Origin of the sequence: Anaerorhabdus sp., assembly GCF_036637135.1 — a bacterium.
Classification (GTDB): domain Bacteria; phylum Bacillota_I; class Bacilli_A; order Erysipelotrichales; family Erysipelotrichaceae; genus Anaerorhabdus.
In genome coordinates this window covers 1-24,449 of the sequence record NZ_JAVWNC010000030.1, presented here as the reverse complement: position 1 = coordinate 24,449, position 24,449 = coordinate 1, and the positions used below count along the sequence as shown (strand labels likewise).

Sequence of the window (24,449 nt, the reverse complement as noted above, 5' to 3'; positions counted from 1 at the left end):
ATATAAAAGTGCAATCTTTGATTTTAATGGAACATTATTATTTGACAGTGATTTCCACAACACCGCTTGGAAAAACCTGGCAAAAGAATTGCTTGATAGAGAATTAAGTGATTATGATATGAATACTTGTATTCATGGTTGTCCTAATGTTGAGGCAATTGAAAGACTTGCTCCAGGACGTTTTACAATGGAGGAAAAAAACTATTTTTCTAAAAAGAAAGAAGAAATTTATCGCGATGTGTGTAGAAGTATTCCAAATTTAAGTTTAGTTGATGGTTCAACAGGAGTTATGAATTATCTTAAGGAAAATAAGATACCTTTTACCATCGCTAGTGCATCTATCATTGAAAACATTGAATTTTTCTATTCAACCTTCCGCTTGGATCAATGGATGAGACTAGAAGATATTATTTATGATAACGGTAAATATAAAGATAAAGTGGACATGTTTAATGATGCATTGGCGATTTTAGGCACAGAAAAAGAGTCTTGCATCATATTCGAAGACTCTTTAAGTGGTGTTGAATGTGCCATACAAGCTGGATTTAAATCCATTATTCTTTTGCATCAATATGGTTGGGAAGCATTTCAACATTATCCCCAAATCATATTTCATTCAAATAATTTTGTTGATATTCTTGAATTCCTTAAGGAACAATAATTACTCATCAAGGTCAGTCGCAATAAGTTCACCTTTTCTTACTTCGACTTCATATCCTTCACTCTTAAGCCTATCTATTAGGCTTTCTTTATGTTCTTGATTCAATGTTTCAAGTACCATCGATACTGAACATTGATGTTTCAATACTTCGTTTGATAAACGATCATGTTCAACTGTAATAATATTTGCCCCTACTTCTGATAACGTATCTATAACACGTTTTAAGTTTCCAGGTTTATCTGTTAAATGGAATGATACAGAGAAACGTCTGCCTGTTTTAATTAATCCTAAATCAATAATTTGTGCTAAATAGTTTACATCAATGTTGCCGCCTGATAAAACCGCAACTGTTTTCTTTTGATCAATACTAACTTTATGGAATACAGCAGCAGCTATCGCTGTTGCACCAGCTCCTTCTGCAACAAGTTTCATCTTTTCAAGTAACATCAAGATCGTTGCGGAGATTTCTTTATCACCAACTAAAACAACATCATCTAAATAATCTCTACAAATCTCAAATGTTTTGTTACCTGGTTTTTTAACCGCGATACCATCAGCCATTGTATTTACTTCTGCTTCTGTAATTTTATTTTCTTCAATTGATACTTTCATACTTGGTGCATGCTTTGCTTGAACACCAATTACTCGTACTGATGGTTTTAATGATTTAATAGCGAATGCAATTCCGCTCGCTAATCCTCCACCACCAATTGGTACAAGTACTGTTTCAACATCTGGCATTTTTTCAAGAATTTCTAACCCTATTGTCCCTTGTCCTGCAATAACTTCTTCATCATCAAATGGTTCAATGAAGATTGCCCCTGTTTTACATACGAGTTCTTTCGCAAATTCATAGGCATCATTAAATGTATCTCCCACAAGTTCTACATTTACACCATAACTACGAGTAGCCTCTATCTTCGATAGAGGTGCTGTTGCAGGCATAACAATTGTTCCTTTGATTCCCATGTCACGACATGCATACGCTACACCTTGCGCATGGTTGCCTGCACTTGCCGCTACGACACCGCAAGCCTTTTGTTCAGGTGTAAGTTTACTTAATTTATAATATGCTCCACGAAGCTTAAATGCCCCTGTTTTTTGTAAGTTCTCTGCTTTAATCCACAAATTATTATGAATAAGTGATGCATCAATAATCGGTGTTTTCGTAATAACACCTTTTAGTACTTCTTTTGCTTCTTGAATCATTTCAATTTTCATAAGTGTACACTCCAAATTTCTTTTATAATTCTACTTCAAATCCTTGTGAAATTAAACACTTTTCACAATCATTTCATGTTTCTATTATAAGTCTTTGATAACATCCCAGTCTTTGCACAATTTCACAAATGTTTGTGCAGATTCAGTTAAATACTTATTCTTGTTATAAATGACCATAAAGTTGCGCACTAAATCAATGCCTTCTATTTTTAACTTAACAACATCTTTTCTTTGTAAATCATCACGTATCATCAGATAAGGTAATATAGATACACCCAGATTTTTTTCGACACCTCTTACTAAGGCTTTAGTACTCACGCTTTCCCAAATTGGTTTAATGATGACATCATTCGCAGTAAATAAACTATTTAATAAATCTCTTTCTGCACTACCCGGTTCTCTAAATAACAAGTCACAGTTTTCTAACTCTTTCAATTGAATTATCTTTCGTTTTGCTAAGTGATGTTCTTTACCAACTATCAAGCACAATTCATCTTTGTGAAAAGGTATCTCTATCATCTTTTCTTTGTAGTGACATCTTCCTTCAAGTAAAATCAAATCGACTTCATTTTCAATGAGTAAGTTTTCTATGTGTTCACTATTGTTGATGGTAACTTGTACTTTTGTTTTTGGATATTTCTCTTTGAATAATTTGATAATAGTTGGAAGTATAAAATTACCTATTGTGATTGTGGTTCCAATACGCAATGTCCCTAGTATTTCATAATTCACTAAATTTTGTTCCATTTCATCAAACATGACAAGAATTTGCAATGCATTTTCAAACAAGCGATTCGCTACTTCTGTTGGATATATTTTACGAGCTAATCGATCAAACAATCGAATACCATAATACTCTTCCATTTCTTTAATAGCTAAGCTAACTGCAGGCTGTGCAAGATGCAACTCTTCTGCAGCTTTCGTAATACTTCCTTTTTGATAAACCATCACAAAGATTTTCAAATGTCGTAATGTCATCATTCCTCCTATACATATCATTTTCAATATGTATTCTATAAGATAATACTAATTTAATTATATACCTTTCCGGCGTAAACTTGTACATAGGGGAGAAAAGAAATGGAAAATAAAGCTGAATTAAGAAAGAAATTGTTTTTATCTACACTATATCTTAGTGCTTTTACCTTCGGTGGTGGTTATGTCATTATCACATTATTGAAGAATAAATTTGTTGATCAATATCATTGGATTGATGAAAAAGAAATGTTAGACCTCGTCGCTATTGCACAATCAGCACCTGGTGTTATGGCAGTAAATGGAGCAATTGTAGTAGGCTATAAACTTGATGGTATATTTGGTGTATTAATTTCAATCCTTGGAACTGTACTACCACCATTTATTATCATCACAATTGTTTCTTATTTTTACGAAGCATTCCAAGCGAATCAATTTATCGCATTGATGTTAGATGGTATGCAATCGGGTGTCGCTGCCGTTATTGCTGCAGTAGTTGTTGATATGGCATTGGGTATCGTAAAAGAAAAAAGCATGCTCAATAACATTGTTATGATCATTGCTTTCATTAGTGCTTTTGTATTTAAAATCAATGTTGCTTGGATTGTTATTACATGCATCATTATTGGTATTGCACGTATGTATATTTTTCAAAGGAGGGATAACTAATGGTTTATCTACAATTATTTATTAGTTTCCTTCAAATTGGTTTATTTAGTTTTGGTGGAGGATATGCTGCATTACCACTCATCCAGGAACAAGTAGTTACATTGCATAAATGGTTAGAGTTAAGTGAATTCGCAAATCTTGTTACAATTTCACAAATGACACCCGGTCCCATCGCGATTAATACCGCAACATTCGTTGGACTACAAGTAGGAGGAATCTTTGGTGCTATTATCGCAACAGTTGGTTGTGTTTTGCCTGCATCAATTATTGTATCTGTATTAGCTTTCTTCTACATAAAATATAAGAATGTAGCGTGGATACAAAATGTCTTAAGTACATTACGTCCTGCAGTTGTCGCAATGATTGCAACAGCAGGTATATCAATTCTCACCACTGCATTATGGGGAACCGCAGCTGTTTCAATTGGAACAATGCGCATAGATATGATTGTCATCTTCGCTATTGCGTTTATTGTCTTAAGTAAGTTTAAAGCAAACCCAATTACAGTGATGTTACTATGCGGAGTAGCTAAAGTCGTATTATTCTATGTTACTGCTTTATAAATACAATTTCATTTTTTGATGAATGTTGTTTACTATACGCAAACCCATAGAGATTAAAATGCTTCATGTCATCTACTTGCGTAATATTATGTTCAGCCATATAACGTACCATGGCACCTCTTGCCATTTTCGCAAGAGTGCCTTTTATTTTTATTTTGTCATTTATTAATTCACCGAATACAATTGTAATCATTCTGTCTTTACAATACGGCTCAATAACATCACTGTATTCTTTGGATGCTAAGTTAATAATTACATCATTATCTTGAAGTAACTCTTTCGCTATTTTATCTCCCCAGAAATCATATAAATTATGATGATTTTTTATCTTGATTTTAGCTTGCATCTCCAAGCGATATGGTACCACTGCATCTGTTGGTTTTAGATAACCATACAAACCACTTAAAATAACCAAATGTTCATTTACATATTGCCATGCATCATCAGAAAAAACATGAGGTGCCATTTCTTGATATTGTAATCCTTGATACGTTACAAGAGCCATCATATTTGCTTTTTCCAATTTGTTTGTTGCATAACGATCATAGTTCAAATCAACTAATTGATTGTTGCATTTTAAAACTGTTTTTAGTTCTTCTCTATTTAGTTTCTTTATTGTATTAAAGATAGTTTTTGCATCATGTAAGAAACAAGGCTTTGTAGAGGGCACAAAAGAATCACTTGTATCAATCATTTTCTTTGCAGGAGAAATAATAATTTTCATCTTGATCACCAAAAGCATTTTAACATATTTATGACTCGATTACCTTATGATGATTTGGTTGTTTTGGTAAATGTGGTTCTTTTTCAATGAGTCCTGCTAAGATAAATGATAACTTAGCACACGCTGGACCAACCATTTCATAAAGAACTGAGGATGATAAAATAATGGTTAGTAAAACCGTTCCCATTTCAGGAGGTAGTAATCTTTCCGCAAGAAATGCCAAACCAATTGCTACACCTGCTTGAGGTATCATCGCAAGACCCATGTATTTCTCATAAGTCTTTGGCATATTCATTAAACGACAACCTATTGCTGTTCCTAGGTATTTACCTAGAATACGAATAACGAAATATCCAATACCAATTGACCCTGCAACAAGTAATGATTGGATATCCAATCTCATACCTGAAACAATAAAAAATAAAGACATAATGGGTGGATTAAATTGATTCACTTGATCATATAGTTTTTTATCTTTAGTTAAGTTAATATAAACTGCACCAAATATCATACAGGCAAGTAATGGAGATACATCAAATTGTGCACAAATTCCTGATATGCCCAATAAGAATGCAAGCGTAAGAATTAGTTTATTGTCTGTGCTTCTATGTTTTAATAATTGACTTGAAACCATTGCGGCTACAATACCAAGTCCCCAAGATCCAATATTATATAAAATTGGTAAGAGAACTTCTTGTACACTAACACTTCCAGATACACTTGAATTAATAAACGCAACCACTGTAGAGAATGTGAGTAAACAAATAACATCATCCAGTGCTACGATTTGTAATAACGTATTTACATAATCACCTCGCACATGATATTGACGTATGGTCATCATTGTACTTGCTGGAGCTGTCGCAGTTGCTATAGCGCCAAGAATAAGCGCAAAATTCCATGATAAGTTAAATAAGTAACGCATCGCTAGTGTGACAAGGAATCCTGCCAACAATGCTTCAAAACACGTAATTACTATAACTTTAATTCCTGTTTCTTTTATAATTTCTTTTTTAAAGAACTTTCCTACACCAAATGCAATAAACCCCAATGCAATATCATTAATGAATCCCATATGATTTAATATTGAAGATGGAACTAAATTCAATAGACTTGGACCTATTAAAACTCCCGCAAGGATATACCCACTCACATTGGGAAGTCTTACTATTTTTGTCATCCTTGTTCCTAGAAATCCTGCAAATAAAATAATCGCTAGTGAACAGAGGATAAGAGTTGTTTCATTTAAATTGGACATTTTTGGTTACCTTCCTTTTTCTTCATTTCATGATATAATTATGACAAGGTATATACATAAAATAAAATTATGTTTATTACTACACCTATAAATATTATTTATGAGGAGGTATTATAATGATTGATCAAAAACTCGAAACTTTACTAGCGGTTAATGAAACGAAGAGTTTTACTAAGGCAGCAAAAGTATTAAATCTAACACAACCTGCAGTAAGTCAGCATATTAAAATGTTGGAAAAAGACTTAGGCACCCAACTCTTCTTACGTACAGAAGGTGCACTAAAAACCACTGTTGAAGGCGATATTGCCGTAAAGTATGCAACACGAATTAAAACATTATATCAAAATTTGAAACAAGCCATAGAAGATCAATCTACACACTTATCCCGTCTTGTAATCGGAATTACACATACAGCTGAAAGTAATTATATGATTGAAACACTGGCTAAATATAGTTCCGAAAATCAAGACATACTCATAACAATTATTTCTGACACCATAAAAAATCTTTATAAAAAACTCAAGACTTATGAAATTGATATGGCGATTGTAGAAGGAAAAATCATTGATTCTAACTTCAATCATATTCTATTGGATACTGATTATCTCATACTTGCTGTTTCTAAAGACAATCCACTTAGTAAGAAAAAAGTTGTTAGTATCGAAGATCTAAAGGATGAAAAGCTCATCTTGCGCCTTCCAAACTCAGACACAAGAAAACTATTCGCATCCCATCTACAAAGTAATGGTTACTCTATCAATGAATTAAACATAACCTTAGAAGTTGATAACGTTTCCACAATTAAAGATTTAATACGTCAGAACTTTGGCTCAAGTATCTTACCTCATAGTGTATTGATTGACGAAATTAAAAAAAATAAGCTTATCGCATTACCAATCGAAAATCTAACTATGTCCCGTGAAGTAAATTTGATTTACCACAAAGATTTTAACTATCCAGAACTTATACAAGAGATTGTGTCATTATATTCATGCAATCAAGATCGTAGTATCTAATATTAGAGGTCAATTATGAAAAAAAATTATAACGCCATTGACTTGATGAAATTCATTTCTGCATTTCTTGTCATTATCGTACATACATATCCTTTCTATACAAGTATCCCAACACTAGGTTTTATTACTAGTAACATTGTTGGGCGTGTTGTTATCCCCTTCTTCTTTGTTGCGGCAGGTTATTTCTTTCAAAAAGGAAATCCCACACCAGAACGTTTTAAGAAGTACACGATTAAACTTGTTCGTTTATATTTAGTATGGAGTGTTTTATATATTCCACTTGGCATTCACTTATTAAATGGTTTTATGGAAATGACACCAGTCCTATGGGCAGCAGGTTCATTCCTAGCTTTGGTTAACTTTGGTACTTATTTTCATTTATGGTATATGGCAGCACTTATCTTTGCGATTTGTTTCTGTTACTTCTATTTAAAGAAATTCTCAATGAAATCATTATTAATTGTAGGATTAATTCTATTTATCTTTGGATGTTTAGAAACTTATTACGGTATCATTCCAAATGGAGCATTTCTTGATGCATTCAATATCTATCTTATGATTTTCTTTACCACAAGAAATGGATTATTCTTTGGTATCCTGTTTGTATCAATGGGAATGTTTATCGCAAAAATCAATCTTGCTGAAAAAATTAAACATGCATGGGTTTATGCAATCTTCTTCTTTATTGCATTATGCATTGAAGCTTTCTCCATCAAATCATTTGGATGGGCAATTGACTATAACTTCTATTTCATGGTTGTCCCATTTAGTTTCTTTTGGTTTATAACCTTACTCAATACAAATATAAAATGGAAAGTCGATTTTGCAGCAATGCGTGAATACAGTGTCATCATCTATTTCAGTCATGGTATCTTCTTAGAATTAATACCAATTCTATTAGGCACACAATATGGTTATCTATTTGATAGTGGTGTATTTAGATTATTCTCTGTATTAATCCCTACACTTTTAGTATCATATTTAATCAAACACAAAATTCCTTTACTAAAATAAAATCCCCGTAAATTATTTACGAGGAGAGTTAAATATTATATCTTCAATTGCTTTAGTAAATCCATCATTTTCGTTTGTATCTGTAATATAGGTACAAACTTTTTTTATATCTGGATGTGACTGTCCCATTGCTACACTAATACCTGCTTCAACTAGCATATCCACATCATTGAAATTATCTCCAACTACTAAGACTTCTTCTTTCTTCAAGCCCAAATAATTCATTAAATATTTTATTGCATTGCCTTTTCCTGAATTCTTATTTAACAATTCAAAACTGAATGTTTCATTTCTAACAGTATAGTAATTATCAAATATATCTTGGGGTAAGCATTCAATTGCTTGATCGATTTCTTTTTTGTCCCCCATAATATTTAGACGACATACAGGATTTTTAATACTTGCAAAAGTTGTAGTAGTTATTGGCATACTTAATATCTTTGAATCATGTATTAAAGCAGAATTAATTTTCTCAGAAAAACTATACAAGTCAAAATCACTATATCCCGCTAATTGGATATCATTTTCTTTGATGTGATTTAAAATTGTATTATATTCTTTCTCATTCAAATAATTGGAAGATAACAATTGAAATTTTTTATTGCTATATACACTTGCTCCTGTATTCGTAATTGAGTAACTATCGAAATTTGTTAATTCGCAAGCATCTATGAATTTAGTGATACCTTGTAAAGGTCTACCTGTTGCAAAGCATATCGTAATGTTCTCTTGTAAGAGTTTTCTTATTGTATTTTCATTTACATTACTCAACTCTCTTTGATTATTTAATAAAGTTCCATCTAAGTCAGTTACAACAAGTTTAATCATTACATAGCGCCTTAAATATTACATAAGAAACATATGCTCCACCATCGATGTGGCCCAATGTTTTTTCCTTATGATAAGATGCCCTACCATGGACAGCAATTAAATCACTCGTATTCGTCATTCCTTTTTCTGATGCAATAAAAGCATTGTTGAGAGCATCAACCTTATCATTCGCGTCCGCAAATGCATCAATTGCAGGTTCCAAAGAATCAATAATTGTTTTATCTCCAACCTTCGAATTTGTTTTCTCTTTGATATTCTCAAGTCCCTTTTTTAATGCAATTTGAAAATCACTTAGTTTAGCATCCGTTATACCCTTCATACTCTTTGCCATACCCATAAAACCAAATGAAATAATTGTTCCCAAAGATGATGGTGCGGATTCATTAAATACTTTTGAAACTTGTAAGAAATATTTTCCGAAATCTTCTTCATCACAAATTTGAGAAAATTGGTAGATTGCTAGAAATCCTTGATCCATCGATATCCCTAAGTCTCCATCACCAAACGCTTGATCAAGTTCAACTAATTTCGCTGAGTTCAAATGAATCTCTTCATGAATTTTTTTAAAATATGCAACGCAGTCTTTTGTTTTCATATGTTTTCCTCTCAATTATGAATCAAGGTTTGTTTTCACAAACCTCGATTATTTAATTCATATTATTGTTTGTATAGAACGGAGATATTGCAGGAGCTTCTAGTAATTTCATAAATTCTTCATTCAATTTAAAGACTGTAATTGAACAACCTGCCATTTCCATTGAAGTTGCATATTCTCCAATATGGGGATAAATACAATTAATATTCTTTTCTTTGCAGATTGTATTTATTTTGCGATATAAAATGAATAATTCTTCTTGAGGTGTTGCACCCAATCCATTCACCATTATCGAAACTGTATCACCAGATTCTAAATTAAGTTCTGAGTTTATTTTCTTGAACATCAAATCTGCGATATCATCTGCTTTCATAATATCTGCAATTTCAATTCCTGCTTCCCCATGAATGCCCATCCCAATCTCCATTTTTCCATCTTCAACTGAAAATGTAGGTGCACCAACAGTAGGTACAATACATGGTGACAGTGCTACACCCATGGTTCTTATATTTCTTAAAGCCTTTGTAGTTATTTCTGCTACTTCTTCTAAACTATATCCCAAATCCGCTGCTGCACCTGCAATTTTAAATGCATACACCATCCCTGCAACACCACGTCTTTTTTCATATTCGTCTGATGAAGCAATATCATCTGAAACTAAAACTGATGCTGTTTTAATGTCATCGAATTCAGCTTCTTCAGTAGCCATAGCGAAATTCATTTTATCGCCACCATAATTACCATATAAGCAAAGTACACCTTGTCCAAAATCGCAAGCACGAATTAGGTCTGTCATCTTGGAAGACGAAGGTGATGCAAATACATCACCAATCGCACAACCGTCTAAAAGTCCTTGACCCACATAACCGAGGAACACTGGTAAATGACCACTTCCTCCTGCTGTTATAATTCCCACTTTATTTTGTTTCTTGGTATTATCAGCATGTACTAACATTCTAAAGTCATCATTTAGCATCTTTACTTGTTTTGGATAGGCTAAGCAAATACCTTCAACTGTTTCTCTAACAAAATCTTGAGGGCTATTCAAAATTTTCTTCATTTTATTTCTCCGTAAAAACTTCTGGGTATTTCCAGCTTTCTAATTCTTGTTTTGTAAATACTTCTGGTTCTTTCCCTTGATTAATTACTAGTGTATTAAAATAAATTTCTGCAACTTCTTCAATATATTGAGCACTTAAGAATGCATCTTGTAGAGTTGGACCTAAAGCAATAACACCGTGTTTTTCCATCAATAACATGTCTGAGCTTACAGCTGTTTCAGCAACACGCTTAGCAAGATCAATTGTTCCAGGTCTTCCATAAGGAGCTACTGGTATTTTCCCATCAGCTAATCTGAATCCAGCAATTTCATATATAACTGCAGGAATCGGTTTATTCAATACCGCGAATGATGTTCCCATTTTTGAATGTGTATGCGCAATTCCAAAAGCATCTGGACATGCTTTATAAACTTCGATATGCATTAACGCTTCACTTGATGGTTTTAATCCTTCAATCAGTTTTAAATCTTGATCTAAAACACTAATGTCACTAATTTTTAAACATTCTCTATCTACTCCAGATGGAGTAATACATACATATCCAGTTTCCTTATCTCTTATACTGAAGTTACCTGATTTGTGTTTACATAAACCAATTCGTTGCGCCTCTAATGCAACTTTCAATACTTCCTCTTTAATTTTTTCTAACATAAACCCTCCCTTTATTCAGTTTCACTGTCTTTTTTCTTCATTGTCTTAATATAGTAAATTAATAATCCTGCCATAATCAATAAACCAACAATACCGATGATATTTCCTGATAACCCTGTTGAAATAAAATATCTAAACAATGGAGCTTCTACACCAAAATATGTAATCATTTGTCCAGCAGGAATTGTAATTGTTCCTACTGCTTGTGCTAAAGCTGTTGCAGCTGGAGCAAATGCAGATGATACAAATAAATATATTGGGGTAAAGATAACACCTAATATGAACATTCTTACTAAGTTACCATTTGTTACAACTAACGCAGGAACAGCAACAATAATGTTGATGATTCCAGCTAATGGCAATACATTTGCAAACCCAAATTTTGCCATTAAGAATGCTAATGCCAATTCAACTGGTACAAGAATAATAGAAACGATCCAAATTTCTGAACGTCCTGCCATGAATGGCCAGTCAAGTCCAATATAAATTTCTCTGTCTTTGAATTTACTCTTCATAAATGTTCCTGCAGCATCTGCAATTGGTGCTAATGCTTGCATAAATAGTTTAGCTACCATTGGGAATAAAACTAATGCTGTCGCAACTTTCATCGCAACTTGTAGTGATGCTCCAATTGAATTCCCTGCAAGCAACGAAAGTAGTAATCCTACGATAAATCCCATTACACTATTTTCAGAGAAGATACCTAATTTTTCTTTAATCTTATCAGTTTCAAAACTCTTTGAATTTAAACCCGGAATCTTATCCATTAACTTATTAATAGGATTCATCCATAAAGCTTGAAGCAGCATATAGTGGGTACAAGTAACACCTGGAATACCTGTTTCTTTTTGAATTTGTTTTTGACTTGCACCACCTACCACTAATTCAAGAACAACTTGAATAGCAGCCGCAAGGAAACCTAAATAAACATTATTTGTAAATGCACTTACCATCGTAGCTGTAAAGATTTTTCCCCATACATTCCACAAATCAACATTCAGTACATTCGTCCATTTAAATCCAAGTAGAACTAAATTAATAATAATTTGAAGTGGGAAAACAAGTAGCGCATATGGCCATGCCCATGCAATTGCAGCCATTGGCGACCAACCAACATCAATTACATTCAACGCTATACCAGTATTTTGTACAAATTGTGTTGCTACTGGTGAAATAGCACCAAACATGAAATCCAGGATGACTGACATACCAGTAAATGCTACCCCAAGTGTCAACCCTGCGATGATTGCTTTCTTTAATTTTAATTTTACGATCAACCCTATAATTATCATGATTACAGGCAAGAATATAGCTGCCCCTAATCCTAAAATGTATTGCAAAATATCATTAAACATTTTCTATCCTCCTTATTCTTACTTTAGTAAGTTTTTCAATTTCTCGAATTCTTCATCGATTCCCATTCCTGTTAGGAACGCAATTCCATTCACAGTCGGAACATCATATGATTTTGATCCTGGTACAATTGTGATGTAAACGTCAATCGAATCAATAATATTGTCTAAAGATTTAATATCAACAGCTTCTACATGACAATTAATACCTTCATTTTCTAGCATTGATTCAACTTTAGATGCAACAGTTTGCGATGTTGCAACTCCTGATCCACATGCTACTACAACTTTTTTCATTTGCACTCTACCTCCTTTTCTTTTAGTATTTGCAAAAACTCATCTTTATTTCTTGCATTCGCAAGAGCTGAAACATTATCTTGATTAGATAATATATTCATTAAAAGTGACAAAACTGGTACTTGATTTTTAGGATCACTTATCGCTAACATAAAAATCAAACTTACTTCTACATCCATCTTTGGATCTGCCATATATTTAAATTTCACTGGTTTCTTTAGTTTCGCAATTGCAATTGCATTTTTATTTACATGCGAACTGTCGGTATGTGGTATCGCAACATTGAAGTCACCTAATAATAATCCTGTCGGATATACTTGTTCTCTATTTAGAACCCCTTGTAAATATGTATCTTTGACAATATTCATCTCTAGCATTTTAGTTGCCAAGATTCCCAGCACATCTTTTTTATCTTCAACATCTACATCAAGAATCACTAAATCCTCATTTATTGAGTCGCATAATATTCCCATTTCTTATCTTCTCCTATTCATATTCTTCAATTAATTTATGTAAGATTTGCGGTGTTTCACTTTCAATCATCTTTGAATAAAATTCTTTATTTTGTAACAAGTTAACTAAACTAAAGAATGCCCTGAGATGTGCTGTCATATCCGTTACAGATAAGCAACAAATAAACTGTACATCCCCTAACGGAGAGTGATAATCAACTGCTTTTTTAAGTTTAATCAAACTAAATCCTGTCTTCTTACCTCCATCATCTACACCTGCATGTGGGACAGCAAATCCTTTTGCCAAAACCATATAAGGCCCATTGCATTCGATTTTATTAATCATCGCTTGAATATATCTTTCTTCGATATACCCTTTCCCCAAAAGAAGATCAGCTGATTTAGTAATGCTTTCTTGCCAACTATTCGCATCAATATCAAAGTTAATCATTTCGACAGTCAGTAACTCCGAAAGTTTTTTCTTCTCTGTTATTTCTGGATTTTCATTGACATCATCATTTTGTATTTTCTTCTTTACTACCTTCTTAACTCTCTCGACAATTTCTCGCTCTTCCTTCAAGTTATACTCTCTTAATATTTCAGTTATTTCTGAAACAAGATTTTCTTCTTCCTTTTTATCTTTCTCACCAAGAACTCTTTGTGACTTTATTCCATTTACTGATTGTGTAATTTTGGAATAATCATCATCTGTAAAATTCAAATTGATTTTCACCCAAGGAATAGTTATTTTTTGATTTTTCATTTTGACTGTTGACAGTATTAAATCAACACCATTTAAGTTGAATTTTTCTAATGCATGAACTGGTAATATATCAATAATTGAGAAATCGAAGTTATTCTTAATTTTTTCTAGTAACAATTGACTGGATGCAATACCAACATCACTAATTAAAACAACCTTAAGCCCAGACTCTTTTATTTTTTTTCGTTCAATTGCAGCACAAACATGTAGGATTATATATTCTTTTTCAATATCTTTTACACTTCTATTCAATAATTCTTCTAGAATATGCATCGAATCATTTATAGCCTTTACTATTTGCTTATTTTCATTACATACTTCTTTAAGTATTCTTTCATCTATTACATGCTGTATTTTTTTTCGAGTCATATATTCAACATGTAGGCATAGGCGAATAAAGAATAAATAGTCCGTCGATAGATCAAGGTGTAAAGCTTTTTTTAACTCTTCTATTAAACGATTTACATAAAACTGAATTCGAATAATATCATTGCTTACTTTATTCGTTTTTAAATATTTAAGATTACTTAGAATATTCGCGACACCATTTATTTCTTCCGCTGGTAAATTCAGAGAAAACTCTTGATCAATTAATTGACATAGTTTGTTTCCATTAATTCTATAGATTTCATCAACATTCGCATCTACATCTTCTATTTGATAGCCCTCACGAATTCGATGCATCATAATATATAAATATGAATTAATTCTTTTGTAAGAACTATCTGTCATCATGATTTTGCTACTTGACTCAAAATACGACATAACTTGATTTACTCTATCAATCCCTTTATCCTTCAAACTTTCGTTGAATGTTCTACTAAGTCCAATACTAAATATCGACGAATCAGAACATATCATATCGAGAAGTAACATCCTCTTAGAATATTCATCACCTTCAAGTTTTATACCCTTATACTGTTCTGATGTATATTTAACGTTGTGTTTTTTTGCAAATTCTGATAATGATTTTAAATCTGCATTAACCGTTGAGACACTTATATATAGCCTATCAGCTAATTCAGAAATCGTTAGATAACCATCAACACTTAACAACAACTCTATGATGATATATATTCTTTCTTCTTTGGATAATTTGTAGTCATAGAAGCCACTATCATTTATTAATTTCAGGCATTCATTTAAGTTAATTGCATTGACTGACAAATACTTATTTTGATGAATTATGATTTCTTCCATCTTTTGTTCACAAAGAAAGTTGTTTAACTCTTGAATGTCATTTCTTATGCTTCGTTCAGAAACATTGAATTCATATGCAAGTTTAGTAACTGTTATTTCTGGATTATCCAATATTGAAATGATTATTTTCTTTGTTCGAATGTTCATAGCTTCCTCCTAATTTAAATTCTACTTGAATCTAATTTTCACACCAAATTTGATTTTCTACTGCTTTTTTGGAAAAAAATAAACTTCGATGTTACCAACTGGTCACGAAGTTTATAAAAATGTTGAATAACGCCTAATTCTATGGAGAATTATATTTTTTGTCCTTTAAAACTATACCAGTAAATAAAAAGCTTGGCATTCACCAAGCATTTTTTGTATTATACATTACCAAACCATTTGTGCAATGACCACAATCATTGGAATAGTTATGATACTCAATATAGTTGTAAATGAAATTATATGTGCACTTGTTGTATAGTCTTGATTATACATTTGTGCAAAGATTGCTAATGTATTAGCGCACGGAACACTATTCGCAACCAATACAATTAACTTGATTTGCATATAGTCATTCGGTATAAATTTAAGAAATAAAATTGTTAGTAATGGAATAGCGATCAATCGTGCTAGTGCTACAAGATAACATCTCTTATTTGTAAATAGTTTGATAATAGAGTCTTTCGCAAGATAGGTACCTAATACAATCATACTTAGCGGTGTATTCATCGCACCTATACTTTTAAATACATCAATAATGAGTGTTGGCATTTCTATCGGTGTACAATACAACACTAATCCTAAAATCACCGCAAGCGTATTTGGATTGGTGATTACTTTTTTAAATGATACTTCACTTTTATCACCCGTCATCATGTAAATACCTAATGTCCATACTAAGATAATAAAGATTACAATATACGCACTAAGGTAAAATACTGCATCTTGACCAAACATCGCAATAATAATTGGTACACCTACAAATGATGAATTTGTAAAGATGGATGCAAACCGTTCTATAAGTTTATTTCCTCTAAAGACAAGATTTGCAAAGACAATACCAATTCCAATAACAACAATACTTAATGCAAATGATATACCGAGAAGTTGGAATTCTACTGGATTAAATTCTCGAATAAATGATGTAACTAAAACACTTGGGATAACATATCTCAATAAGAAGTTACCTACTTGTTTAACCGTTTCATCATTAAATACTTTTTGTTTGTAAAGGATATATCCAACAAACATCAAACAAAACATTTTTACAATTTGTAGAAATAAAGGTACTACGATTTCCATCTTAATTACTTAAATATTCAATCAATAGTTTAATACTTGATTCTACTGCTTGAATATGACTTCTTTCCATTCCATGACTGGCATGAACACCAGGACCGATTAATGCACCTTTAATATTGTTTGATGATTTTAATGCTGTCGATACATCTGATCCATACATCGGATAAATATCAACGGCGTAATTTAATTTTTCTTTCTTCGCAATTTCTATTAATTTTGTAGTCATATCATAATCATAAGGTCCACTACTATCTTTAGCGCAAATCGATACATCATATTCTGTACATGCTAAATCTGTGCCGATGCATCCCATATCAACACCCAATAATTCTGTGATGTCATTTGGTATCCATGCACCACCATGCCCTACTTCTTCATATACAGTAATCATAAAATAAGTTTTGTGAGATAACTTCATTTTATGGGTAGAGATCATTTCTAATGTACTAAACAAGATCGCAACACTTAATTTATCATCCAAGAATCTAGACTTAATAAATCCACTTGGTGTAATTTGTGTTTTTGTATCAATCGCAATAAAGTCACCGTTACAAATACCTAATTTCTCCACATCTTCCTTATTTTTTACAACTTCATCAATTCTTACTTCCATTGTATCTTCGTTACGTTCTAGTGTTGTTGCATCTTTGTATACATGAATACTAGGTGAGTTACTAAGTATTGTTCCTGTAACTACTTTTCCATTACGGGTATAGATACGACAATACTCCCCATCTAATGTATTCATGATAGGTCCGCCTACTTTTGTAACCGCAAGTTTTCCATCACTCTTAATTGAACGAACCATCAACCCCAATGTATCCGCATGCGCACATACTCCTCGAGCCTCTTGACTATCGCCTTCAACCTCAATCACTAAATTTCCTTTTTGTGTAACACTTGTTTTAAAACCTAATCTTTCTGCTTCTGTCTTTAAAAACGCAATCACATTGCTCGTGAAACCAGATGGACTATCAATTTTTAATATTTCTTCCGCAAGATTTAATGTGTACTCTTTATTCATCTTTATATCTCCCTTTCATATCCAATACGTGGGGCATGATCCATAACATAGACAATCCCACATTCTTTAAACCCATTTTTCTCAATACATTTACGCATTGATTGATTTAATTCATGGGTATCAATCCTCATATAGTTTACACCTTTTTCTTTTGCTTGTAACTCTGCAAACTTGAAAAATGATGCAGCTAATCCCTTACCCTTAACCGTTGTATCTATCGCAATGCGATGGATTACCACATAGGGTTCATCCGCTAGCCATTTCCCTTCAATTACTTCATAATAAGGATCTCGATCAAACGACAACATGCATGTACCTACAATCTTACTTTCATCCCACATGACATAATTTCTATTGCTTTCTATATCCTGTATCACAGTATCCATGTTAGGATAACCATTTTGCCATTGTGGAATATTTTGTTCTCTAAGATATGTTTGGGCTTGTTGTATAATTTTCAAAATCGAATCTGAATCTTCTCTTTGAGCTAATCTAATTTCCATAATCTTCTCCATGAATAATATATCTAATATAGTACCATAACTTCTCATTTAAAGATAAAGTTCTCAACTTTTTTAAGTTATTTAATCCGGACATTTTTCTATAATTATAAATAAATACAAGGTCCAAAAGAAAACCATCTTTTCCAAATAGAATAGATGGTTGTTGTTATAGGTTTGAGTGATTTAAAAATATCTAAAATATCAATAGTTATCATTATATATTGTTATTTATGATTTGTGCATTCATTCATCGATTTTCTTAAATATTCAGCTGTTATTGTAGATGAAGTTTCAATCATTTCTTGTGGTGTTCCTTCAAAAATAATCTCCCCACCTGCAGTACCACCATCCGGTCCAACATCTATAATGTAATCCGCTAATTTCATGACATCCAAATTATGTTCAATCACAATAACGGTATTTCCTCGCTCTACAAATTGATCCAATAACATCATTATTTGTTTAACATCCGATGCATGGAGCCCGGTTGTAGGTTCATCGAGTAAATAGATATTTCCTTTTTGATCTAAGTATTTCGCTAATTTAATTCTTTGAAGTTCTCCTCCAGATAATGTGGATAGTGGTTGTCCCAAGGATAAGTAAGACAAGCCAACTTCTTGCATCGCTTTGATTTTGTTTTGTATTTTCTTATTTCCTTCAAAGAAAGTGATAGCTTCATCTACATTCATATTGAGTATATCAAGAATATTCTTACCTTTAAAACGATAGGATAGTGCTTCTTCACTATACCGATTACCATCACAAATCTCACACGTTGTAATAACAGGATCCATAAAGACAAGCTCAGTGACAATTACACCTTTCCCCTTACATGATGGACATGCTCCTTTACTATTAAATGAAAACAAGGATGGTTGTACATGATTCTCTATTGAAAGTAGCTTACGAATATCATCAAATATACCAAGATATGTTACTGGCATAGAACGATTTGTTGCGGTAATTACTGATTGATCCACGAGAATTACTCGATCTTCATATTCCTTCGCGAAAACATCTCTGAATAAGCTTGATTTGCCAGATCCTGCAACTCCTGTCACAACACATAAAACATGTTCAGGTACATCAACGGAAACATTTTTTAAGTTGTGTACTTTCGCATTGCGTATTGGTAAATAACTTTTGATTGTCCTTGGATTTTCTTTTATTGGTATAAACTCATTCATTGCATATCCTGTTAATGTTTTTGATTCGAGTAACTTTTCATAGGATCCTTGAAATAATATTTCACCCCCAAGTTTCCCGGCTTTTGGTCCAACATCAATAATCTCATCCGCAATGGATATAACATCTTTATCATGTTCCACAACCAATACAGTATTACCTTTATCCCTCAAACTTTTTAGTAATTTTGTCATTCGATAAACATCTCTTGGATGCATTCCTGTACTAGGTTCATCAAATATATAAATACATCCTGTTAATGAACTCCCCATATATCTTACTAATTTTAATCGTTGCGCTTCTCCACCTGATAGCGTTGTTGATTCTCTATTTAAACTTAAATAGGGTAATCCGATGTCAATCATTCTTGTAAGTGTAGCAACCAATGTTTCTACTATACTTTCACCTCGTGAATCATGTATTTCTAATAACACTTTGCGAAGATGGGTAAATTCCATTTCACATAGTTCATCTATACTATAATTATTAACCTTACAAGATAGTGTTTTTTGATTGAGTCTTTTTCCATGACAGTCATCACATTCGTGTTCAACAATAATTTTCTTAAGCTTTAATAATGAACTATCGCCTATATCCGATGAGTCTCTTTTAATAAGTAATCGTTTAAATTGATTATATACCCCTTCAATTTTCTTATTAACTTGATCTCCATCCTTTTCATACGATCCATAGAGCATGAGATTTTTCTCTTGTTCTGTATAGTCTTTCCACTTCTTGTTTGCATCAAATAAACCGCAAGTAACATATTGTTTCCAATACCAGTTATCTACATGAAATGCAGGTAACTCCCACATCCCTTCATTTAGACTCTTGTTTTCATCAACCGCAACTAGAATATCAACATCGAGTATTTTTCCAATACCAAAACAGGTAGGACACATTCCATTTGGATCATTAAACGAGAAGTATGATGCAGTTCCAACATAAGGAGTTCCAATCCTTGAGTACAATAATCTTAATGCAGAATACATGTCACTAATTGTCCCTACAGTAGATCTTGCATTACCTCCTAATCTTGATTGATCAATGATAACTGATGCAGTTAAGTGATCAATATATTCCACTTTTGGTTTTGTATATTTAGGTAATCTACCACGAATAAATGCAGAATATGTTTCATTCATTTGTCTTTGACTCTCTGCCGCTATTGTATCAAATACAATACTCGATTTACCTGATCCTGAAACACCTGTAAAAACAATAATTTTTTCTTTGGGTATACTTAGTGAAATATTTTTCAGGTTATTTTGATTACATCCTTTGATTATGATATGATCATTTTTCATTTTAACTCCCCCTTCAGTTGTATCAGTATAAACCCTCACATGGAGGGAGAGTCAATTCATTTTTTAAAATAAAATATGAAAAAGGAATAGCACTCCAGATTAATTGCTTATCAATGTAACTAATGTTTCTAATTTAGTGGTTTTTTTTGGTATAATTATAATGTTAAGAGGTGATAGAATGTTTAAGATAGCAATTTGCGATGATCAACTAAACGAAATGAAAATCATTCATAATTCTGCAATTCGATATTTTGATCATCACAAGTTAGAATATAAAATTTTTTGTTATAACTCAGCTCAATTATTAATGAAGGAAATTGAGAATAAACATGATTTTGATATCCTCTTACTCGATATTTGTATGCCAGAGTTTAATGGTCTTGATTTAGCAAAAGAATTACGTGCCAAGAATATTCATTCAAAAATCGTATTTTTATCAAATAGTTGCGATTATGCACTTGATGCATTTGAAGTTAACGCCGTTCATTATTTAACTAAACCATTCAGCCAAGAGAAATTCAATGAAGCAATCGATCGTTTATTATCTATGATAAAGGAAAAAAAGATTTATTCACTTACAGTAAAAATTGTGGGTGGTGGTATCCATAAGATTAATATTGAAGATATTATCTACATAGAAAATTTCAATCACGAACAAAAAATTTACATGAGAGATAATCACCATGTATTCGCTAGAGATTCATTAACGAATATTGTCTCATTGCTTAATAAATATTATCCCAACCAATTCATATCACCCTACAAAGGATATATCGTTAATTTAGCCTTTGTTGAAACAATACAAACATCTACAATTAGTTTATACGAAAACCATTCTGTACCAATTGCTAAGCGTAGTTATCGAGATATTTCCGAACAATACTTTTCTTACCGTTTCAACAAATAATGCATAAATACAAAAGCAAAGTCAAAATTGACTTTGCTTATTTTTATTCTCCCTCTGATCTAACTTTCATTATCGCAAACACAACACCTATTAATAGGATTATCACACCACCCCATACAAATAGACATATACCAAACGGTGCATTACATAAATTACATATCACACAGGTTCTACCTACAATATGAGAATTTTCTTCTTGATTGGTTACATCACTTGTTTCAACTATACCATCTTCATATGCTAATGCATAAATTGAGTTCTTACCTGTATTCACTGTTACCGTTTTTGAATCTTCATCAATATCGTAAAGTATTGTAGATTCACCCTCATGAATATGAATTAAGTACCATTCATCTGATAATGATTGGAACTCTTCATCTAACTTAAATGTTAACATCAAGTCTTCATTGAATTCTGTAAGTTGAACCCATGGTTCATTATTGAAGCTAATCTCGAAACTAATGTCCATGATTTTAACAGTTTTTAGTGAATTATCTCCATTCTTAGAAGTGTCGATTAATTCTTGTTCTTGTTCCGTTAATTCACTATTTTTTTCTTTTGTTACTATTCTTATCGATACCGGAGTTCCTTTCGATAATTGTTCCAATTGTTCACTTGTTAATACCGAATTCAATAAATTATAGAAGCTAGGTAATGATAGATTTAAAGATTCATCACTTTCTTCTTCAAAGATGATCGATACTTTACCTTTTCCATAAGTTAATATTTCCGAATTATTTATTGGCTGATCTTCACTGATGATTCTATTGTTTCTTATTTTTCTCGCTACTACTTTAGTAGGAATTTCTTCCAAAAATACTACTTCAACATACTCTGGTTTAGTTTCTACTTTTAAATAACCAAGTGCCTTAACTAAATTATAGTATTTCGCTGGTTCAGTATTTAGTTCACCTATATTTTCATCAAGAATTTCGAGTTCAAAATTCCCTACGGACCCACTCGATATGCTTTCTGGATAGCTATATGTTGCTTTTGTTTTAAAGAATGGAACATTTTCTGTATCTAAATCCTCCAAGTCTGTTCCAACATAACCCAAGTATTCAATATTGATTTCCGGCAATGCACTTCCTAAATAAATCGAACGATCTTTAACCTTTACGACCAAGTCTTTTTTCGCTATTTTTTCAGCTTGACTAACTATTTTTTCATTTCTTGTATTCTTGCCATCACCTTTATCAGTAACTTCACATTTAATGTTTTTGCCAATATCTTCTTTTGCTGCAACATAGGTAGACTTGTCATAATTCTCTACTTTAACCCCATCAATATACCAAGTATATATAAGATCTCCAAAGGCATTACTGTTACTAACAGATGCTTTAATTGTTTCTCCATATTGATACTTACCTTCAAGCGTAACCTCTCCCTTTAAAAGATTTGCTATTTTCAAAGGAATTGATTCAAATTTACTTGCGGAATCTGTTGCACCTTCTTGATTAATTGTTTCTGTGAATACTTTCAAAATATAATTACCATCTAACCCTGATGGTATTTTTATTTTTAATTCGCCAGATTTTTGGTTTGCTGCCACTAGATTTCCATAATAAATGTCTTCACCTTTATCATTACTAATCATGGCAGATATGTAGGTATCTTTTCCTACTTCTACTCCTTGATAATTCAGTGTGATTGTTTCTAATGCCCCCACACTCATATTCGTATTTGCTTCTTTGATTTTAAATTGCTTACTTGAATCAATAAGAGTTAGTTTGTAATTTGTTCTTGCTGCTACTTCATTCGTTACTTCTGGAATTTCTTTTAGTGCTTCTTCTCCAACTCCATTTGATTGCTTTCCAATCTCTGTTGGTGTGATATATAGAATTGATCCTAAGTTTAATTCAATAACCGGACGAACACCATACTTTCCTTTAATATCATAAGGAACAATAGTTCCTGCATTGTCTACTGCCATTGCTTGGCTATTATTATTAGTATCTGAACTTGATAACCACCATTGTCCTTTACCTTTTCTTGCATCATTAGTATACTGCCAAGTACCATTATCAACGATTTGCTCATTTGTAGGCAAAGTGATTGTTTCGTTAATTAATGATGCTCTTTCAATTTCAGATAAATAAGTATTTTTGAAACTACTATTTAGCCAATTCGATAGATCTGATTGATCATATGAATTACTATCTTGGTCATATGCTAAACCTTCTTTTACCACTGAGTTTTCGCTATAAAACAATGTAAGTACTGTTTTATCTTTTTTAACTACACGATATACACCATGCTTTGAATCTGCATTTGTATCTGAGTCTACATTACCAAATAGAATTTTACCTCTTGTCATATCCGGTTTTAATGCTTCAGGATTATTAAAATAAATATTTGTCGATAGTATTGCTGGTACAAACGGATATACCCCTATTTGGATTTTTTGACTTAACAAACTAACGTTAGCATCTTTCAATTCGAATATGTATGACAATTCCGTTCTTGCATCAGAAATTAAATTAGTTCCATCTCCTCCAGCTGGTAAAACAACTTTTAAATTATCTTGTAATATGTCTTTTGTATTCAGCGGTCCAGAACCTGTTATTGTTGCAGCTTTTTCCTTTCCTTCTGCGCCATTTCCTGGATAAACCATCATCTTAATACTATTTGCTTCTATAGAAGTAATTTTAGTTGAAGTATTAGTACTATCTGAACTTGTTGATAAGTCTAGAATACCTAAAACTGAAGTTATTTCTCGTGTTGACTTCGCGTTATTATTCTTGATTGTATTTACCGCTTTTATTTTTTGTTCCGGGCTAACTAATGTCGATTCTTTTAATTCTGTTTCATATACACCATTGTTATCTGTATCAATGTAATATTTTGTATCAACACTTAATGTAGATTCACCATCGATTGCCGCATCCGCATAAGAAGCACTAGAGATTGTAATTTCTGCATTTTTACTTTCT

23 protein-coding genes are annotated in these 24,449 nt (G+C 32.3%); 6 read left to right on the top strand and 17 right to left on the bottom strand.

The window, feature by feature from the left end:
• Nucleotides 1-661, top strand: a 661-nt coding sequence (locus RR643_RS07025) for an HAD family hydrolase (RefSeq protein ID WP_332482769.1), incomplete at its 5' end; no start/stop codon positions are given.
• Here RR643_RS07025 and ilvA read toward each other — a convergent pair.
• Nucleotides 662-1,882 carry a threonine ammonia-lyase gene (ilvA, locus tag RR643_RS07020; RefSeq protein WP_332468920.1) on the bottom strand — a complete coding sequence of 407 codons (1,221 nt, stop codon included), beginning with the start codon at nucleotides 1,880-1,882 and terminating at the stop codon, nucleotides 662-664.
• Between the two features lie 84 nt (nucleotides 1,883-1,966).
• Entirely contained in the window at nucleotides 1,967-2,860 is an 894-nt protein-coding gene (locus RR643_RS07015) for a LysR family transcriptional regulator (RefSeq protein WP_332468921.1), read from the bottom strand.
• Between the two features lie 102 nt (nucleotides 2,861-2,962).
• On the opposite strand from RR643_RS07015, the gene RR643_RS07010 reads away from it, so the two are divergent.
• Complete coding sequence (locus RR643_RS07010; protein ID WP_332468922.1) at nucleotides 2,963-3,526, top strand: chromate transporter; 564 nt, start codon at nucleotides 2,963-2,965, stop codon at nucleotides 3,524-3,526.
• Complete coding sequence (locus tag RR643_RS07005; RefSeq protein ID WP_332482768.1) at nucleotides 3,526-4,089, top strand: chromate transporter; 564 nt, start codon at nucleotides 3,526-3,528, stop codon at nucleotides 4,087-4,089. The genes RR643_RS07010 and RR643_RS07005 overlap by 1 nt, the downstream gene beginning before the upstream one ends.
• Here the strand turns inward: RR643_RS07005 and yaaA are convergent.
• Nucleotides 4,076-4,813, bottom strand: a complete 738-nt coding sequence (gene yaaA, locus RR643_RS07000; RefSeq protein ID WP_332482767.1) for a peroxide stress protein YaaA — start codon at nucleotides 4,811-4,813, stop codon at nucleotides 4,076-4,078. The two genes, RR643_RS07005 and yaaA, sit on opposite strands and share 14 nt — an antisense overlap.
• Nucleotides 4,814-4,841: 28 nt before the next feature.
• Nucleotides 4,842-6,071, bottom strand: a complete 1,230-nt coding sequence (locus RR643_RS06995; protein ID WP_332468925.1) for a cation:proton antiporter — start codon at nucleotides 6,069-6,071, stop codon at nucleotides 4,842-4,844.
• 116 nt (nucleotides 6,072-6,187) lie between these two features.
• Here RR643_RS06995 and RR643_RS06990 point away from each other — a divergent pair, with 116 nt between their 5' ends.
• Both RR643_RS06990 and RR643_RS06985 read left to right on the top strand, forming a co-directional pair.
• Nucleotides 6,188-7,087: a LysR family transcriptional regulator gene (locus RR643_RS06990; protein WP_332468926.1), complete on the top strand. Its 900-nt coding sequence runs from the start codon at nucleotides 6,188-6,190 to the stop codon at nucleotides 7,085-7,087.
• 15 nt (nucleotides 7,088-7,102) lie between these two features.
• Nucleotides 7,103-8,101: an acyltransferase gene (locus RR643_RS06985; RefSeq protein ID WP_332482766.1), complete on the top strand. Its 999-nt coding sequence runs from the start codon at nucleotides 7,103-7,105 to the stop codon at nucleotides 8,099-8,101.
• Nucleotides 8,102-8,113: 12 nt separating this feature from the next.
• Here the strand turns inward: RR643_RS06985 and RR643_RS06980 are convergent, their stop codons facing one another.
• The 12 genes from RR643_RS06980 to RR643_RS06925 form a co-directional block, all read right to left on the bottom strand.
• Entirely contained in the window at nucleotides 8,114-8,929 is an 816-nt protein-coding gene (locus tag RR643_RS06980) for a Cof-type HAD-IIB family hydrolase (RefSeq protein WP_332482765.1), read from the bottom strand.
• Complete coding sequence (locus RR643_RS06975) at nucleotides 8,922-9,527, bottom strand: dihydroxyacetone kinase subunit L (RefSeq protein ID WP_332482764.1); 606 nt, start codon at nucleotides 9,525-9,527, stop codon at nucleotides 8,922-8,924. The genes RR643_RS06980 and RR643_RS06975 overlap by 8 nt, the downstream gene beginning before the upstream one ends.
• 52 nt (nucleotides 9,528-9,579) lie before the next feature.
• Nucleotides 9,580-10,587: a dihydroxyacetone kinase subunit DhaK gene (locus RR643_RS06970; RefSeq protein WP_332482763.1), complete on the bottom strand. Its 1,008-nt coding sequence runs from the start codon at nucleotides 10,585-10,587 to the stop codon at nucleotides 9,580-9,582.
• Between the two features lies 1 nt (nucleotide 10,588).
• Nucleotides 10,589-11,239, bottom strand: a complete 651-nt coding sequence (locus tag RR643_RS06965) for a class II aldolase/adducin family protein (RefSeq protein WP_332468931.1) — start codon at nucleotides 11,237-11,239, stop codon at nucleotides 10,589-10,591.
• Between the two features lie 11 nt (nucleotides 11,240-11,250).
• On the bottom strand, nucleotides 11,251-12,594 hold the full coding sequence (locus RR643_RS06960; RefSeq protein ID WP_332468932.1) for a PTS galactitol transporter subunit IIC: 1,344 nt from the start codon (nucleotides 12,592-12,594) through the stop codon (nucleotides 11,251-11,253).
• Between the two features lie 18 nt (nucleotides 12,595-12,612).
• Entirely contained in the window at nucleotides 12,613-12,888 is a 276-nt protein-coding gene (locus RR643_RS06955; RefSeq protein WP_332468933.1) for a PTS sugar transporter subunit IIB, read from the bottom strand.
• Nucleotides 12,885-13,361 (bottom strand): PTS sugar transporter subunit IIA, encoded by a 477-nt coding sequence (locus tag RR643_RS06950; RefSeq protein WP_332468934.1) that lies wholly within the window; start codon nucleotides 13,359-13,361, stop codon nucleotides 12,885-12,887. Before RR643_RS06950 ends, RR643_RS06955 begins: the two co-directional genes overlap by 4 nt.
• A gap of 13 nt (nucleotides 13,362-13,374) precedes the next feature.
• Nucleotides 13,375-15,450: a BglG family transcription antiterminator gene (locus RR643_RS06945; RefSeq protein WP_332482762.1), complete on the bottom strand. Its 2,076-nt coding sequence runs from the start codon at nucleotides 15,448-15,450 to the stop codon at nucleotides 13,375-13,377.
• 225 nt (nucleotides 15,451-15,675) lie between these two features.
• Entirely contained in the window at nucleotides 15,676-16,590 is a 915-nt protein-coding gene (locus RR643_RS06940) for an AEC family transporter (protein ID WP_332468936.1), read from the bottom strand.
• 1 nt (nucleotide 16,591) lies between these two features.
• Nucleotides 16,592-17,614, bottom strand: coding sequence for a M42 family metallopeptidase (locus tag RR643_RS06935; RefSeq protein ID WP_332472274.1), 1,023 nt, complete (start codon nucleotides 17,612-17,614; stop codon nucleotides 16,592-16,594).
• A 2-nt stretch (nucleotides 17,615-17,616) separates the two neighbouring features.
• Complete coding sequence (locus RR643_RS06930; RefSeq protein ID WP_332482761.1) at nucleotides 17,617-18,117, bottom strand: GNAT family N-acetyltransferase; 501 nt, start codon at nucleotides 18,115-18,117, stop codon at nucleotides 17,617-17,619.
• Nucleotides 18,118-18,341: 224 nt separating this feature from the next.
• Nucleotides 18,342-20,609 (bottom strand): excinuclease ABC subunit UvrA, encoded by a 2,268-nt coding sequence (locus tag RR643_RS06925; protein WP_332482760.1) that lies wholly within the window; start codon nucleotides 20,607-20,609, stop codon nucleotides 18,342-18,344.
• Between the two features lie 178 nt (nucleotides 20,610-20,787).
• Here RR643_RS06925 and RR643_RS06920 point away from each other — a divergent pair, with 178 nt between their 5' ends.
• Nucleotides 20,788-21,516: a LytR/AlgR family response regulator transcription factor gene (locus tag RR643_RS06920; RefSeq protein WP_332468940.1), complete on the top strand. Its 729-nt coding sequence runs from the start codon at nucleotides 20,788-20,790 to the stop codon at nucleotides 21,514-21,516.
• A 43-nt stretch (nucleotides 21,517-21,559) separates the two neighbouring features.
• Here RR643_RS06920 and RR643_RS06915 read toward each other — a convergent pair.
• Nucleotides 21,560-24,449, bottom strand: a 2,890-nt coding sequence (locus RR643_RS06915) for a hypothetical protein (RefSeq protein WP_332482759.1), incomplete at its 5' end; no start/stop codon positions are given.

Coding starts and splice junctions, on each gene's coding strand:
- ilvA (WP_332468920.1), bottom strand. CDS start 1,882: ATGAAAATTGAAATGATTCAAGAAGCAAAAGAAGTACTAAAAGGTGTT.
- RR643_RS07015 (WP_332468921.1), bottom strand. CDS start 2,860: ATGACATTACGACATTTGAAAATCTTTGTGATGGTTTATCAAAAAGGA.
- RR643_RS07010 (WP_332468922.1), top strand. CDS start 2,963: ATGGAAAATAAAGCTGAATTAAGAAAGAAATTGTTTTTATCTACACTA.
- RR643_RS07005 (WP_332482768.1), top strand. CDS start 3,526: ATGGTTTATCTACAATTATTTATTAGTTTCCTTCAAATTGGTTTATTT.
- yaaA (WP_332482767.1), bottom strand. CDS start 4,813: ATGAAAATTATTATTTCTCCTGCAAAGAAAATGATTGATACAAGTGAT.
- RR643_RS06995 (WP_332468925.1), bottom strand. CDS start 6,071: ATGTCCAATTTAAATGAAACAACTCTTATCCTCTGTTCACTAGCGATT.
- RR643_RS06990 (WP_332468926.1), top strand. CDS start 6,188: ATGATTGATCAAAAACTCGAAACTTTACTAGCGGTTAATGAAACGAAG.
- RR643_RS06985 (WP_332482766.1), top strand. CDS start 7,103: ATGAAAAAAAATTATAACGCCATTGACTTGATGAAATTCATTTCTGCA.
- RR643_RS06980 (WP_332482765.1), bottom strand. CDS start 8,929: ATGATTAAACTTGTTGTAACTGACTTAGATGGAACTTTATTAAATAAT.
- RR643_RS06975 (WP_332482764.1), bottom strand. CDS start 9,527: ATGAAAACAAAAGACTGCGTTGCATATTTTAAAAAAATTCATGAAGAG.
- RR643_RS06970 (WP_332482763.1), bottom strand. CDS start 10,587: ATGAAGAAAATTTTGAATAGCCCTCAAGATTTTGTTAGAGAAACAGTT.
- RR643_RS06965 (WP_332468931.1), bottom strand. CDS start 11,239: ATGTTAGAAAAAATTAAAGAGGAAGTATTGAAAGTTGCATTAGAGGCG.
- RR643_RS06960 (WP_332468932.1), bottom strand. CDS start 12,594: ATGTTTAATGATATTTTGCAATACATTTTAGGATTAGGGGCAGCTATA.
- RR643_RS06955 (WP_332468933.1), bottom strand. CDS start 12,888: ATGAAAAAAGTTGTAGTAGCATGTGGATCAGGAGTTGCAACATCGCAA.
- RR643_RS06950 (WP_332468934.1), bottom strand. CDS start 13,361: ATGGGAATATTATGCGACTCAATAAATGAGGATTTAGTGATTCTTGAT.
- RR643_RS06945 (WP_332482762.1), bottom strand. CDS start 15,450: ATGAACATTCGAACAAAGAAAATAATCATTTCAATATTGGATAATCCA.
- RR643_RS06940 (WP_332468936.1), bottom strand. CDS start 16,590: ATGGAAATCGTAGTACCTTTATTTCTACAAATTGTAAAAATGTTTTGT.
- RR643_RS06935 (WP_332472274.1), bottom strand. CDS start 17,614: ATGAATAAAGAGTACACATTAAATCTTGCGGAAGAAATATTAAAAATT.
- RR643_RS06930 (WP_332482761.1), bottom strand. CDS start 18,117: ATGGAAATTAGATTAGCTCAAAGAGAAGATTCAGATTCGATTTTGAAA.
- RR643_RS06925 (WP_332482760.1), bottom strand. CDS start 20,609: ATGAAAAATGATCATATCATAATCAAAGGATGTAATCAAAATAACCTG.
- RR643_RS06920 (WP_332468940.1), top strand. CDS start 20,788: ATGTTTAAGATAGCAATTTGCGATGATCAACTAAACGAAATGAAAATC.